Annotated in this window: 15 protein-coding genes; all 15 read left to right on the top strand. The window is 40.1% G+C overall.

Translation table 11 applies throughout. The features are described 5' to 3' along the window. Positions 1-170: 170 nt before the first annotated feature. The 15 genes from rnmV to mfd all read left to right on the top strand — a co-directional run bounded on the left by rnmV (position 171) and on the right by mfd (position 14,375). Complete coding sequence (gene rnmV / locus BR30_RS0113480; RefSeq protein WP_026565476.1) at positions 171-731, top strand: ribonuclease M5; 561 nt, start codon at positions 171-173, stop codon at positions 729-731. Then, positions 724-1,605, top strand: coding sequence for a 16S rRNA (adenine(1518)-N(6)/adenine(1519)-N(6))-dimethyltransferase RsmA (rsmA, locus tag BR30_RS0113475; protein WP_035445545.1), 882 nt, complete (start codon positions 724-726; stop codon positions 1,603-1,605). Before rnmV ends, rsmA begins: the two co-directional genes overlap by 8 nt. Before the next feature lie 107 nt (positions 1,606-1,712). Next, a complete protein-coding gene (yabG, locus tag BR30_RS0113470; RefSeq protein WP_026565474.1) occupies positions 1,713-2,600 on the top strand; it encodes a sporulation peptidase YabG in 888 nt (295 codons plus the stop codon). 207 nt (positions 2,601-2,807) lie between these two features. Then, a complete protein-coding gene (gene veg / locus BR30_RS0113465) occupies positions 2,808-3,071 on the top strand; it encodes a biofilm formation stimulator Veg (protein ID WP_026565473.1) in 264 nt (87 codons plus the stop codon). 164 nt (positions 3,072-3,235) lie between these two features. Continuing rightward, a complete protein-coding gene (locus tag BR30_RS0113460) occupies positions 3,236-3,421 on the top strand; it encodes a small, acid-soluble spore protein, alpha/beta type (protein WP_026565472.1) in 186 nt (61 codons plus the stop codon). A gap of 275 nt (positions 3,422-3,696) precedes the next feature. Beyond that, the gene (ispE, locus tag BR30_RS0113455) at positions 3,697-4,566 is read left to right on the top strand and encodes a 4-(cytidine 5'-diphospho)-2-C-methyl-D-erythritol kinase (RefSeq protein WP_026565471.1); all 870 of its coding nucleotides are present in this window, start codon (positions 3,697-3,699) and stop codon (positions 4,564-4,566) included. Positions 4,567-4,622: 56 nt separating this feature from the next. Further along, complete coding sequence (purR, locus tag BR30_RS0113450; protein WP_026565470.1) at positions 4,623-5,441, top strand: pur operon repressor; 819 nt, start codon at positions 4,623-4,625, stop codon at positions 5,439-5,441. 15 nt (positions 5,442-5,456) lie between these two features. Next, entirely contained in the window at positions 5,457-5,831 is a 375-nt protein-coding gene (locus BR30_RS0113445; RefSeq protein ID WP_026565469.1) for a RidA family protein, read from the top strand. Between the two features lie 153 nt (positions 5,832-5,984). Further along, positions 5,985-6,275: a septation regulator SpoVG gene (spoVG, locus tag BR30_RS0113440; protein ID WP_026565468.1), complete on the top strand. Its 291-nt coding sequence runs from the start codon at positions 5,985-5,987 to the stop codon at positions 6,273-6,275. Between the two features lie 208 nt (positions 6,276-6,483). After that, entirely contained in the window at positions 6,484-7,857 is a 1,374-nt protein-coding gene (glmU, locus tag BR30_RS0113435; RefSeq protein ID WP_026565467.1) for a bifunctional UDP-N-acetylglucosamine diphosphorylase/glucosamine-1-phosphate N-acetyltransferase GlmU, read from the top strand. 23 nt (positions 7,858-7,880) lie between these two features. Next, positions 7,881-8,837 carry a ribose-phosphate diphosphokinase gene (locus BR30_RS0113430; protein WP_026565466.1) on the top strand — a complete coding sequence of 319 codons (957 nt, stop codon included), beginning with the start codon at positions 7,881-7,883 and terminating at the stop codon, positions 8,835-8,837. 146 nt (positions 8,838-8,983) lie between these two features. Then, entirely contained in the window at positions 8,984-9,616 is a 633-nt protein-coding gene (locus BR30_RS0113425; protein ID WP_026565465.1) for a 50S ribosomal protein L25/general stress protein Ctc, read from the top strand. Between the two features lie 176 nt (positions 9,617-9,792). Next, positions 9,793-10,356 (top strand): aminoacyl-tRNA hydrolase, encoded by a 564-nt coding sequence (pth, locus tag BR30_RS0113420; RefSeq protein WP_026565464.1) that lies wholly within the window; start codon positions 9,793-9,795, stop codon positions 10,354-10,356. Positions 10,357-10,498: 142 nt separating this feature from the next. Continuing rightward, entirely contained in the window at positions 10,499-10,729 is a 231-nt protein-coding gene (locus BR30_RS0113415) for an anti-sigma-F factor Fin (protein ID WP_026565463.1), read from the top strand. A 100-nt stretch (positions 10,730-10,829) separates the two neighbouring features. Next, on the top strand, positions 10,830-14,375 hold the full coding sequence (gene mfd, locus BR30_RS0113410) for a transcription-repair coupling factor (protein ID WP_026565462.1): 3,546 nt from the start codon (positions 10,830-10,832) through the stop codon (positions 14,373-14,375). Positions 14,376-14,532 lie beyond the last annotated feature (157 nt).

Below are 14,532 nucleotides of genomic sequence, written 5' to 3'. Positions count from 1 at the left end.
CTAACATCGATACATATTAATAAAAACAGTATACCCTCTGAAGAGATAATTAAACTTTTCTTACTTAATTGTATGAATCTGTTTGATAATATAGACGATGGACATTACAAAAATGTTTCAAGTTTTTTTCAATTTTTTATTTTTTTATTACGGAGGCCTATATTAGTAAAATGAAGATTAAAGAAATTATTGTTGTTGAGGGTAAGGATGATACAACAGCGATTAAACGAGCAGTAAATGCGGATACGATTGAAACAAATGGGTCGGCTGTAAATGGGGCTACCATAGAAAAGGTACGTCGGGCACAAAAGACAAGAGGCGTAATCATCTTTACCGATCCTGACTTTCCAGGTGAAAAAATCCGGAAGACTATTGCCGAGGCGGTTCCTGGTTGTAAACATGCCTTTTTAACAAAGGAGGCTGCAATGGGGAAAGTTGGTGAAAGTCTTGGTGTGGAGCATGCCTGTCCAGAAGCAATCCAAGAGGCACTAAAGGATGCTCAAGTTATGAGTGAGACGTATACTGAAGAAATAACTCAAGAGGACTTACTTACCGCTGGCCTTATTGGCGGCGAAGGAGCGAAAGAGAGACGAATCATCCTGGGTGAATTTTTAAAAATAGGATATACAAATGGGAAACAGCTCCATAAGCGCTTAATGATGTTCCAAATCAGTAAACAAGAATTTTCGGAAGCACTAAGGGTTGTACGTCAGGAGGAACTACATGAATAATAAAGATATTGCTACCCCAGTAAGGACAAAAGAAATTCTAAATAAATACGGTTTTTCATTTAAGAAGAGCCTAGGTCAAAACTTTTTAATCGATACAAATATTTTAAAAAAAATTGTTAGTTTCGCGAATTTAGCAGAAGACTCTGGTGCGATTGAAATCGGACCAGGTATTGGCGCGCTTACCGAACAGTTGGCCCGGTCGAGTAAAAAGGTCGTTGCCTTTGAGATTGATCAACGGTTGCTGCCTATCTTAAAGGATACGTTATCACCCTATCCAAATGTAAACATTATTCATAATGATGTGCTAGAAGCAGACGTTGCCGAAGTCATCACGGGAGAATTCGCTGGAATTAGCGATATTATGGTTGTTGCTAACCTCCCTTATTATGTGACTACGCCAATCATTATGAAACTTCTTGAAGAGCATTTGCCAATCCGCGGGATTGTTTGTATGCTTCAAAAAGAGGTGGCAGACCGTATTTCTGCCAGGCCTGGGACGAAGGATTATGGTTCTCTTTCCATTGCTGTTCAGTATTACACAGAGGCTGAGACCGTCATGATTGTCCCAAAAACAGTGTTTGTCCCGCAGCCAAATGTTGATTCAGCCGTTATTCGATTGACAAAGAGGGAACAACCAGCGGTTAAAGTGACCGATGAAGCGTTCTTTTTCCAAGTGACAAGGGCAAGTTTTGCTCAGCGTCGGAAAACCCTGCTTAATAATCTAACAAGCCAGCTGCCAGATGGAAAACAAAAAAAGGAGGAAATCCTTCAAGCCCTAAGTGCCAGTGGGATTGATCCTACCCGAAGAGGCGAGACCCTTTCCTTAGAAGAATTTGGCCGTTTAACCGAAGAATTGTATCCGTATTTCCACTAGACCCCTGTTAAAGGGTCTATTTTTTTTCACAATGAGGCAGCTAGCTGCATAGCCTATGAGTGAAACCTTATTTAGGCCTATTTGCTGGTCTCATTGGAGTGACGACAGTGGATATAAAAATAAATGATATTGTCGGCAGGCGCTCGTATAACTGTGATATTCTCTTTCGTATAATTGATGTCCGAAAAATAAACGACCAGAAGTTTGCAGTCCTATATGGAGAGGATTTCCGGCTCGTAGCAGATGCCCCATACGAGGATTTGGTTGTTATTGACCATAATCAAAGAGCCAAGCTGAAGAATGAATACCGGACATTGGAGGAGCAGTCATTTCGGCTGTTTACTCAAGATGTGGAATTAATCAAGCACCGGCAGGAATACGTGGCGACTGGCGGCTATGTAAAACCAAGTAATTATTTTCAAATGCCAGGGAAGGTTCTCCATCTAGATGGTGATCCATCCTATTTAAAGAAATGTATGACAGTATATGAAAAGGTGGGTATCCCTGTTATGGGGATACACTGTAACGAAAAGGAGATGCCTGATCGAATTGGTGCCCTGATTGATACGTATCGTCCCGATATTCTCGTGATTACTGGTCATGATGCATATTCAAAAGCAAAAGGGAAGATGACAGATATTAATGCTTACCGTCATTCAAAACATTTCGTTCAAACGGTTAATGAAGCAAGGAAAAGAATCCCTCACTTGGATCAGCTCGTCATCTTTGCTGGTGCATGTCAATCGCATTTTGAATCCTTGATTCACGCCGGAGCGAACTTCGCTAGTTCACCAGAAAGGATTAACATTCATGCACTGGACCCAGTGTATATTGTTGCTAAAATCAGCTTTACACCTTTCATGGAACGAATCAACGTATGGGATGTGTTACGGAACACCTTAACAGGTGAAAAGGGACTTGGTGGGATTGAGACAAAGGGAGTGTTAAGGACAGGGATGCCTTATCGGCCAATCCAAGAAGAGGAAGATGAATAAGCCTTTCCAAAACGAAAAGGCTTATTTTTTTATTTTATGGCTGGTACATATTCCCCTGCAATTTAAGGCAAGCTAAAAATGTTGAATTTTAGAAGAAAAAGTAGAACAAAACATATTGACAAACTTTTTGTTTGACTGATATAATTTATGTTTTTGTTTGACATAACTATGTCAGTGTGTTATACTTTACACAGTGAGGTGGACCGAATGCCAAAAACCTTAGCCGATATTAAAAAGGCTCTTGACACAAATTTAGGGAAAAGATTACTGCTTAAAGCCAATGGTGGACGTAGAAAAACCATTGAACGCTCCGGTGTTTTAGCGGAAACTTATCCATCTGTATTTGTTATTCAATTAGATCAGGATGAAAACTCATTCGAACGTGTTTCTTACAGCTATGCGGATGTATTAACAGAAACAGTTCAAATCACTTTCTACGAAGATGCATCAGGACATTTAGCCTTAAATTAGTATATAAGCAATCTGCAGCAGTAAACCTTGGTTTACTGCTTTTTGCTATTTATAAAGCGAAAGCTAGTAGATACTGAAAATAGAGAGCAAATCAATGCCTTCCCTCATAAATACCAATATCTATCCCATACTAAGAATGCTGTAGTATGAAAGGGGTTGTTTAGATGGGCAGAAGAAGAGGAATAATGTCCAGTCACTTGAAAGAAGAGTTGGCAAAGGAACTTGGATTTTATGATGTTGTTCAAAAAGAAGGATGGGGCGGCATCAAAGCAAAAGATGCAGGGAATATGGTCAAGCGTGCCGTTGAACTTGCACAAGGACAGTTAGCCAATCGGAGTCCAAGAGGTTAACTTCTAAAAAAGGACTTCCGCTTATTATATTAATCAATCACTTACTGCAGCGAGACCAGAGGAACATTTTCCTTTGGTCTTTTTTCTCCAAAATATGACCTTGTTTATATAAAATATATAATAAATTATGAAATTTGATAGGATTTCGCATATCTCACGTCTTACTTTTATCATTTTGTGGTAAAATAGGACAAAATGTGGATTTTCGGAAAAGGAAAAGTGGGAGCGCCTTGCCCAGGCGCTGAAACTGGACAATATAGAAGTAGGTGGACGTAGTGAAGCTTTTAGTAAAAGCACCGGCCAAAATAAATTTAGCATTAGATGTTCTACACAAACGCCCCGATGGCTTTCATGAGGTGGAGATGATTATGACCACGATTGATTTGGCGGACCGGGTAGAGCTATCGTTATTAAACGAAGATAAAATACATATTCTTTCTCACAATCGCTATGTTCCTGATGACCAGCGAAATTTAGCTTATCAGGCTGCCCAGCTCTTAAAAGATCGATTCCATGTCAAACAAGGTGTGATGATTTCGATTGAAAAAACCATTCCGGTCGCAGCTGGACTTGCGGGGGGGAGCAGTGATGCTGCAGCCACTTTAAGAGGTTTAAATAAGCTTTGGAATCTTGGATTAACCATGGATGAATTGGCCGAACTTGGCAGCGAGATTGGGTCGGATGTTTCCTTTTGTGTCTATGGCGGGACAGCCTTGGCAAAGGGGAGAGGGGAAATTATTACACAAATACCTGCCCCGCCAACATGCTGGGTCATCCTCGCAAAGCCTTTTATAGGGGTGTCAACAGCTGAAGTTTACCGAAGGCTGGATATTAAAGAAACGGTCCATCCTAATATCGCTGGTATGATTGAAGCAATCCAAGAGCATGATTACCAAAAGGTATGCGGCAACGTTGGGAATGTCTTAGAAGAAGTGACGCTAAACCTTCATCCTGAAGTTGCGCTCATTAAGGAACAAATGAAACGTTTTGGTGCGGATGCAGTCCTAATGAGCGGGAGCGGGCCGACGGTGTTTGGAATTGTTCAGCATGATTCTAGAATGCACCGAATTTATAACGGATTAAGAGGATTCTGTGATCAAGTATTTGCCGTCCGCATGTTAGGTGAACGACACTCACTTGATTGAAGACGTACGAAAATGGTATCCTTAAGTTAGAATATTCGTGTTTTTGGGGGATTGTTATGAAATTTCGCCGCAGTGAACGCTTGATTGATATGACTAATTATTTACTGGATCATCCTCGACAATTAGTTCCGCTTACTTTTTTTGCTGAACGTTATGCCTCTGCGAAATCCTCGATTAGTGAAGATTTGGCTATCATCAAAGAGACATTTGAAAATAGAGGAATTGGGACCATCCAAACCGTGCCCGGGGCGTCTGGCGGGGTTAAATTCTTTGTAAAAGTAAGCCATGAAGAAGCAGCACCTTTTATCAATGAATTATGTGATTTAATTGCTAATCCTGACAGGCTGCTACCTGGAGGATACTTATACTTAACTGATATTTTGGGCGATCCACAGGTGGTCCAAAAAGCCGGGCGCATTATCGCCTCTGCTTATACCGACGCAAAAATAGATGTGGTCATGACCGTGGCCACAAAAGGAATTCCACTTGCCTATGCAGTTGCGAGTCAGTTGAATGTTCCTGTTGTGATCGTTAGGAGAGATAGTAAGGTTACCGAAGGTCCGACTGTTAGTATTAATTATGTGTCTGGTTCAACGAAAAGAATTCAAACCATGCTCCTTTCGAAACGAAGTATGAAAGAAGGTTCCCGCGTCCTTGTTGTGGATGATTTTATGAAGGCTGGCGGAACCGTTATGGGCATGATCAGCCTGCTTGAGGAATTCAATGGACATCTGGCGGGAATTGCTGTGTTAGTAGAGGCAGAAAAAATACAAGAGCGGCTCGTCGATGAATATACATCGCTCGTGCAATTAGCTGATGTAGATTTGAAAGATAAGAAGATTAATGTTCAAGCTGGCAATTATTTTAAAAAATAGATGGAGGGAATACATATGAAAGTGATTCAAACAAATCAAGCACCGGCTGCAATTGGCCCGTATTCACAAGGAATTATTGTTAATAATCTGTTCTATAGTTCAGGACAAATCCCATTAACAGCTGAAGGATCTTTAGTAACAGGCGATATTAAAGAACAAGCTCACCAAGTATTTCAAAATTTGCAGGGGGTATTAACTGCTGCGGGTGCATCATTTGAAACCGTGGTAAAGACCACCGTATTTATTAAAAATATGGATGATTTCACTGCATTAAATGAAGTCTATGGTGAATACTTCTCTACACATAAACCTGCTCGTTCATGTGTCGAGGTTGCTCGATTGCCGAAAGATGTATTAGTGGAAATCGAAGTAGTCGCACTCGTTAAATAAGAGATTAGATTGTTTCCTTTTCATCCATCGTTCCATAGTGTTCACTATTTCGCCCTAATTTTTCAAAAATATTTTGAATATAAAGAAGGATTTTTGAAAAAATTGTTGAATTTATTTACTTAGCTTTTTATCTAAAGAAAAGGGTGTGAGCACATGGAAGTAACTGACGTAAGATTACGCCGCGTTAGCACAGATGGAAGAATGAGAGCGATTGCATCAATCACTTTGGACAATGAGTTTGTCGTTCATGACATTCGGGTTATCGACGGAAACAACGGTTTATTTGTAGCTATGCCAAGCAAACGTACTCCTGATGGAGAATTTCGTGACATTGCGCATCCAATCAATTCAGGAACACGCGGTAAAATCCAAGAAGCTGTTTTGGCTGAGTACCACCGTCTAGGTGAATTGGAAGTAGAATTTGAAGAAGCCGGAGCTTCCTAAGGATTTTTACAACTAGGGCCTTTCTTCTATGAAGGCTCTTTTTATTGTGCAAAAGGCACTCATCTCCCCTCAGCAGCCTCTTACCTTACTCTCAATCTCAAATTAATTCATTATTACAAAAATAGACACTTCCCTCACATACCTTGAAAAGAGCGTTCAATTACGTTAATATTTTTAGTGGATAAAAAGGTTAATTGGAGGACTGTTCATGTCTAATCGTTATGCTGTGATTTTAGCCGCGGGACAAGGGACGCGAATGAAATCTAAGCTATATAAAGTATTACACCCCGTATGCGGAAAACCAATGGTACAACATGTGGTTGACCAAATAATGAAGCTTAATATAAAAGAAATTGTCACCATTACTGGTCATGGGGCAGAAATGGTTCAAGCACAATTAGGTGAAAGCAGCCAATATGCTCTTCAGGATCAGCAGTTAGGAACTGCCCATGCTGTAAGTCAAGCACAGAACATCCTTGAAGGCAAAGCCGGAGTAACGATTGTTGTATGTGGTGATACTCCTTTAATTAGAGCAGAAACGATGGAAGCTTTATTTAAACACCATGAAGAATTAGGGGCAAAAGCAACGATTCTTACAGCAAGAATTGAGGACCCGACTGGATACGGCCGCATTATTCGAAACGCAGACGGTTTGGTAGAAAAAATTGTTGAACATAAAGATGCTTCAGAAGTCGAAAGAAAGATTAATGAAATCAACACAGGGACTTATTGCTTTGATAATACAGCCTTATTTGAAGCGTTAAAGAATGTTTCGAATGACAATGTCCAAGGTGAATATTATTTACCTGATGTCATTGAAATTTTAAAGAAGCAGGGGGAAGTGGTCACAGCTTTCCAAACAGATGAATTTGAAGAAACACTAGGTGTGAATGATCGTGTGGCTCTTGCAGAAGCAGAGCGAATTATGCGCGCTCGCACGAATGCTGCTCATATGAGGAACGGGGTAACCCTTATTGACCCTGCCAACACCTACATAGAAACGGATGTTGAAATCGGGCAGGACACGGTGATCTATCCAGGAACGATGATTAAAGGCAAAACCGTGATTGGATCAGAATGTCAGATTGGACCAAACTCAGAAATTGATTCGTGTGAAATTGGTGCGGAAACGGTAGTCCGTCAATCCGTTGCACATAATAGTTCTATTGGTGCTCACGTCAATATTGGGCCATTTGCTCATATTCGCCCAGACTCGACAATTAAAGATGAAGTGAAAATAGGCAATTTCGTGGAAATCAAAAAAGCTGTCTTTGGAACAGGAAGCAAAGCCTCCCATCTAAGTTACATTGGTGACGCAGAGGTAGGTTCTGATGTGAACATCGGCTGCGGTTCCATTACAGTTAATTACGACGGGAAAAATAAATTTTTAACTAAGATTGAAGATGGAGTCTTTATTGGCTGCAATTCAAATCTAGTTGCCCCTGTTACCATTGGGAAGGGTGCATATGTGGCAGCAGGTTCGACGATTACAAAAGATGTACCAGGCGATGCCTTATCGATTGCCCGGGCACAGCAAGTAAATAAGGAAAATTACGTCCAAAAGCTGAATCTAAAGAAATAAGTGAATGATTTTAGGAGGCTATCATGTCGAATCAATATTTAGACCCAAATCTTAAGGTGTTTAGTTTAAATTCAAATCTCCCTCTTGCAACAGAAATTGCGAAATTCATCGGTGTTGAATTAGGTAAATGTTCGGTCACAAGATTTAGTGACGGAGAAATTCAAATTAATATCGAGGAAAGTATCCGTGGCGGTGATGTTTATGTCATCCAGTCAACTAGCCAGCCAGTGAATGAAAATATCATGGAATTATTAATCATGATTGATGCGTTAAAAAGAGCGTCAGCAAAGACCATTAATATTGTTATGCCTTATTATGGCTATGCACGTCAGGATCGTAAGGCACGTGCCCGTGAGCCAATTACAGCTAAATTAGTGGCAACTCTGCTTGAAACAGCAGGAGCGACTCGTGTGATCTGTCTTGATCTTCACGCACCACAAATTCAAGGATTCTTTGATATTCCTACTGATCATTTAATGGGTGTTCCGATCTTATCAGATTATTTTAAAGCGAGAGATTTCCAAGGGGACATTGTCATTGTTTCTCCAGACCATGGCGGAGTGACAAGAGCTCGGAAGTTAGCTGAACGATTAAAAGCTCCAATTGCAATTATTGATAAACGTCGTCCAAGACCAAACGTGGCGGAAGTTATGAATATTGTTGGTAATATTGAAGGGAAAATAGCGATTTTAATTGATGATATCATTGATACAGCTGGTACGATCACACTAGCTGCTAACGCCTTAATCGAAAATGGGGCATCAGAAGTATATGCTTGCTGTACCCATCCCGTCTTATCAGGACCTGCAATTGAACGAATTCAAAATTCAAACATCAAAGAATTGGTTATAACTAATTCAATTGCACTTCCAGAAGAGAAAAAGATTGATAAGATTATTAACTTATCCGTTGCACCACTTCTTGGTGAAGCAATTATCCGAGTTCACGAAGAGCAATCCGTAAGTACGTTGTTTGATTGATTAAATGTGTAAGGATCTGGCCCATGCGGCTGGATCCTGTTTCTGTATAAAGACTTTATCTTTGTTTTGCAAAAAAATGTTTAGACCCTCCTTTTTTAGGGCATTTTTATATAGACAGTTTTTGATAAAATAGGAGGGTGATAAACATGAGTACAGTTTTACAAGCAAAGGAACGGAAGGAATTGCGCCACTCGGCATTAAAGCAAATTAGAACGAATGGAAATATCCCAGCCATCATTTATGGTTCAAAAGTTGATAGTAAGCCAGTATATGTTAATTCGGCTGACTTAACGAAAACAATCCGTCAAGTGGGCCGGAATGGAGTCATCTCTTTAGATGTGGACGGCAGCAAACAGGACGTAGTCTTAACCGAATACCAAGAGGATTCAATTAAAAGGGAAATCATTCATGTTGATTTCTTAGCAGTCGATAAATCCTCAAAGATTAATGTAGATGTAAGACTTGTTTTAGCTGGGGATGCAGCAGGTGTAAAAGATGGCGGTGTCTTACAGCAACCGCTCCATCAATTATCGATTACGTCGACACCGGATAATATCCCACAACAAATTGAGGTTGATGTAACGAATCTGCAGGTCGGCGAAACGCTAACCATTGCCGACATTCTTAATCAAGGATCTACTTTCCAAATCAACCATGAAAATGATGAAGTGATTGCTTCCATTCTTCCTCCGAAACAAGAAGATGAAATTAATGCTGGAGAGCAGCAAGATGGCGGACATCCTGATAATGAAGAAGGCAGAGAGACCACTCCAGAATAAAAAGACCTGCACCTTAGGCTAGACAATGTTCACTGTTCACTGTAAATTAAAGAGTAGCAACAAGGCGTAATCTTTACAAGGTTACGTCTTTTACCTCATTACACTCTCATGGGAGAAAAAAGATGTTTCGAAAATTATTTAAAAGGTTGGCTAAACCGGAAGAGGTGGGACCCAGAATGAAATTAATAGTTGGTTTAGGTAACCCTGGGAAACAATATGAACATACAAGACATAATATTGGATTCGAAGTCATTGATGCACTATCAAGTACTTTTTCAATTCCACTTAACCAGTCTAAATTTAAAGGGCTGTATGGAATGGGTTTTTATAACGGAGAAAAGGTCATTTTGTTAAAACCGCTGACTTATATGAATCTATCGGGCGAGTCGATCAGAGCTGTCATGGATTATTATGAAATTGCCGAAGAAGATCTGCTCGTGATTTATGATGATCTTGACTTGCCCGTTGGAAAGATTAGACTTAGGCAAAAAGGGAGTCCAGGCGGACATAATGGAATTAAGTCAACAGTTGCTCATCTTGGCACTCAGGAGTTTAACCGAATTAGAATTGGAATCGATCGCCCTCAAGCAGGAATGAGTGTGCCTGATTATGTTCTTGGCCGTTTTCGTCCGGATGAAAAGGCGCTAATGGATGAGGCCGTGGAAAAAAGTGCAGATGCCTGCGCATCGTGGCTAAAGAAGTCTTTCTTACAGGTAATGAATGATTATAATCAGTCATGATGATACATGAAATACCCATTTGTTTCATACAATAAACCAATATAAAGATACGATGGGTCGTGATGATAGCGGTTTCTAATTGAATAAGTTTCTCCCAGAAGGTTCATACTATTAAGGAATCCTAGATTAGGGAGGGACTGGCGTGGCCATCCATTACCATTGTCGGCATTGTGGTACAAACCTTGGTTCGATTGACAAAGCATCCATACACAGCGAAGCCCTCGGTCTTCATAAATTAAATGATCAAGAAAGACTGGAAATGGTTGCGTATGACTCATCTGGCGATATTCACATCACAGCCATTTGTGAAGACTGTCAAGAAGCTTTAGAACGGAATCCAGATTACCACCAATACGATTTCCTTATTCACTAACCAGCTTTGGACTGATTATCCAAAGCGTTTTTCTATTTATAATTTACTAAAATAAGAATAATCATATGATTTTTGATGGAAGAAGGAGGGAGGAGAAACCTTGAATGCTTTAACATCGTTATTCCTCAAGCAGGAAGATGTCCATTCCGTGATTGCAGGGGTTGAAGAGGGCCTAAAGGAACAGCTGATTGCCGGGTTATCGGGTTCGTCTAGAACGGTTTTAACCGCATCTATTTACGAACAAATGCAAAGGCCAATCATGCTCGTCACCCATAATCTATTACAAGCCCAAAAACTTTATGATGATATTGTCAATCTATTAAGCGAGAAGGAAGTTTTCCTTTTTCCTGCCAATGAGTTAATTGCTGCTGAAATGAGTATTGCCAGTCCTGAATTAAAAGCACAAAGAATTGAGGCCTTAAACTACTGGAGCAAGCATAAAAAAGGAATATTAATCGTCCCCATTGCAGGATTAAAGAAAATTGTCCCACCTAAGTCAATATGGGAGAAATACCAACTCTCATTAAAATTAGGAGAAGATATAAATATCGACCACACCTTAAACACATTTGTCAAAATGGGGTATGTTCGAGCAGAAATGGTGACAACGCCGGGAGAATTTAGTGTAAGAGGCGGGATTATTGATATTTATCCGCTAACGGAGGCCAATCCGCTCCGAATTGAATTATTTGACACAGAAATCGACTCGATTCGTTCCTTTTCATTAGAAGATCAACGTTCGAAGGAAAAGGTTTCAGAGATTCAGATTGGACCGGCAACAGAGGTATTATTGGAAGCAGAGAATTATAGCCAAATTGTTGAGAAGCTTGAAGCAGGGTTAGGGAAAAGCCTTCGAAATCTGAAGGATGATAAGGCAAAAATGCAACTGTCACAGAATATCAGTTTTGAATTAGAGCAATTAAAAAATGGACAGAAGCCTGACCAAGTCTTTAAATACCTATCACTAGCCTACGATAGCGCTAGTAGTCTACTAGACTACCTGCCAAGAAATGGACTTGTATTTATTGACGAAATAAGCCGAGTTCAAGAAATGAATGATTCATTAGTAAAAGAAGAGGCAGAATGGTATACAAGTTTACTTGGCACCGGTCAGATTGTCCATGATTTACATATTTCTCATGACCTTACTGTATTTTTGCAAAAAAAGGAATGGCCGATCGTTTATATGTCCTTATTTTTGCGGCATGTGGCAAATACCAGCCCACAAAATATTATCAATATTTCCTGCAAGCAAATGCAAAACTTCCACGGTCAGATGCATTTGTTAAAAGCAGAAGTCGACCGCTGGAAAAAAGGCAATTATTCTATTTTATTTTTAGGACCTGATGAAGAACGGGTTAAAAAGCTAGAGCGTGTCCTCGAGGATTATGAGATCAGTGCGAGCGTGATTAAGAGCGGACAACAGCTGCTTCCTGGTAAAGTTCAAATTATGCACGGGAATCTGCAAACAGGTTTTGAACTGTCCATACAGAAAATAGCGGTTATTACTGAGGAAGAACTATTTAATAAACGTGTCAAAAAATCTACTAATCGCCAAAAACTATCAAATGCTGAAAGAATTAAAAGTTACTCTGAGTTAAAAATCGGTGATCTTGTAGTCCACGTCAATCATGGTATCGGTAAGTATTTAGGGATTGAAACACTTGTCATTAACGGTATTCATAAGGATTATCTCCATATCCGTTATCAAGGAACAGACAAACTGTACGTACCTGTCGAACAGATTGACCTGGTCATGAAGTATGTTGGTTCGGAAGGTAAAGAGCCAAAGATTTATAAGCTGGGCGGAACGGATTGGAAAAAGGTCAAGAAGAAGGTTCAATCTTCTGTTCAAGATATTGCCGATGATTTAATTAAATTATATGCAGAACGGGAAGCAGCCGTTGGCTATGCCTATACCCCTGATGGCGATTTGCAAAAAGATTTCGAAACATCATTTGCGTATCAAGAAACAGACGATCAGTTGCGCTCTATTCATGAGATTAAAAAAGACATGGAAAGGCCGCGTCCAATGGATCGACTCCTTTGCGGGGATGTTGGCTATGGAAAAACAGAGGTAGCGATTCGGGCCGCCTTTAAGGCCATTGCTGATGGCAAGCAGGTAGCTTTTCTGGTCCCAACTACCATTTTGGCCCAGCAGCATCATGAAACTTTACGGGAAAGGTTTCAGGATTATCCGATTAATATTAGCCTGTTAAACCGCTTCCGTTCGAAAAAACAACAAACAGAAACGATTAAAGGATTAAAGGCAGGGACAATTGATATTGTCGTAGGAACACACCGCCTGCTATCCAAAGATATTGTTTACCGTGATTTAGGCCTGTTGATTATTGATGAAGAGCAGCGTTTTGGAGTTACCCATAAGGAAAAAATTAAGAAACTAAAAACAAATGTTGATGTCTTAACCTTGACGGCAACACCGATCCCTCGAACGCTGCATATGTCCATGCTTGGTGTCCGAGATTTATCGGTCATCGAAACGCCGCCTGAAAACCGATTCCCTGTCCAAACGTATGTAATGGAATATAATGGATCATTGGTGCGGGAAGCAATCGAAAGGGAACTAGCCCGGGACGGACAAGTTTATTATTTATATAACAGGGTGGAAGATATTGAGCGAAAAGCGGAAGAAATATCGATGCTTGTGCCGGATGCACGCGTAGTTTGTGCTCATGGTCAGATGTCAGAAAATGAATTGGAAACGGTGATGATCGGCTTTTTAGCGGGTGAATTTGATGTTCTTGTTAGTACCACCATCATTGAAACCGGTGTGGACATACCGAATGTAAACACCTTGATCGTTTTTGATGCGGATCGAATGGGTCTTTCTCAGCTTTATCAACTCCGTGGTCGCGTCGGTCGTTCAAATCGTGTCGCCTATGCCTATTTCACTTATCGAAAAGATAAAGTCTTAACGGAAGTTGCAGAAAAGCGTCTTCAAGCTATTAAGGAATTTACCGAATTAGGTTCTGGTTTTAAAATTGCCATGCGTGATTTATCAATCAGAGGAGCTGGTAATTTATTAGGTGCCCAACAGCATGGCTTTATTGACTCTGTTGGTTTTGACCTTTATTCCCAGATGTTAAAAGACGCTATTGAAGAGCGAAAGGTAACCATTGGCGTGGCTGGAACAGCTGTAAAAAAATCAGTCGAAATTGACCTTGAAATTGATGCTTATATTCCTGATACATATATTAAGGATGGGCATCAAAAGATAGAGATGTATAAACGGTTCAGGGGTTCTGAGTCCCTCGACGATATTGAGGAACTTGAATCGGAAATGCTCGACCGTTTTGGTGAGTATCCAGAAGAGGTTGCCTCTTTATTTCAGATAGCTGAAATGAAGGTTTATGCTCTTCTAAATGGTGTGGAACAAATTAAACAGGCGAAACAAGAAGTAACCATTTTAATAAATGAAGAGGTGACCAACACCATTGATGGAAGTAAGATTTTCCAAATTGGCAGTCAGTTTGGCCGAAATGTTTCTCCAGGAATGGAAGGTCCTCGACTGAAAATTGTTATTAAGATCAAGGATTATCCTGTGTCACAATGGTTGAACATTGTCTTTGAAATGGTTAAGGGCGTGTCCAAAGCCAAAAAGGGCCATGAAAATCCCGTAAATTAAGGGGAATTGGCCAACACAGAATTAATCGGTTTGACCGAATCATTCCAGAGAAATGAAGCATTATCCAATTTGGGATAATTCTAATATATTTGAAAAAATATTACGTTTATGTATATAACTTTCCAGATGAAAGATACTAAGTTCAAAGTTGGTGATG

The organism is Bacillus sp. UNC41MFS5, from assembly GCF_000686805.1.
This window is presented reverse-complemented; position numbering and strand designations above follow the sequence as displayed.

Excerpts from the sequence above, each read along its gene's own strand:
- rnmV (WP_026565476.1), top strand. The coding sequence starts at position 171 with ATGAAGATTAAAGAAATTATTGTTGTTGAGGGTAAGGATGATACAACA.
- rsmA (WP_035445545.1), top strand. The coding sequence starts at position 724 with ATGAATAATAAAGATATTGCTACCCCAGTAAGGACAAAAGAAATTCTA.
- veg (WP_026565473.1), top strand. The coding sequence starts at position 2,808 with ATGCCAAAAACCTTAGCCGATATTAAAAAGGCTCTTGACACAAATTTA.
- BR30_RS0113460 (WP_026565472.1), top strand. The coding sequence starts at position 3,236 with ATGGGCAGAAGAAGAGGAATAATGTCCAGTCACTTGAAAGAAGAGTTG.
- purR (WP_026565470.1), top strand. The coding sequence starts at position 4,623 with ATGAAATTTCGCCGCAGTGAACGCTTGATTGATATGACTAATTATTTA.
- BR30_RS0113445 (WP_026565469.1), top strand. The coding sequence starts at position 5,457 with ATGAAAGTGATTCAAACAAATCAAGCACCGGCTGCAATTGGCCCGTAT.
- spoVG (WP_026565468.1), top strand. The coding sequence starts at position 5,985 with ATGGAAGTAACTGACGTAAGATTACGCCGCGTTAGCACAGATGGAAGA.
- glmU (WP_026565467.1), top strand. The coding sequence starts at position 6,484 with ATGTCTAATCGTTATGCTGTGATTTTAGCCGCGGGACAAGGGACGCGA.
- BR30_RS0113430 (WP_026565466.1), top strand. The coding sequence starts at position 7,881 with ATGTCGAATCAATATTTAGACCCAAATCTTAAGGTGTTTAGTTTAAAT.
- BR30_RS0113425 (WP_026565465.1), top strand. The coding sequence starts at position 8,984 with ATGAGTACAGTTTTACAAGCAAAGGAACGGAAGGAATTGCGCCACTCG.
- pth (WP_026565464.1), top strand. The coding sequence starts at position 9,793 with ATGAAATTAATAGTTGGTTTAGGTAACCCTGGGAAACAATATGAACAT.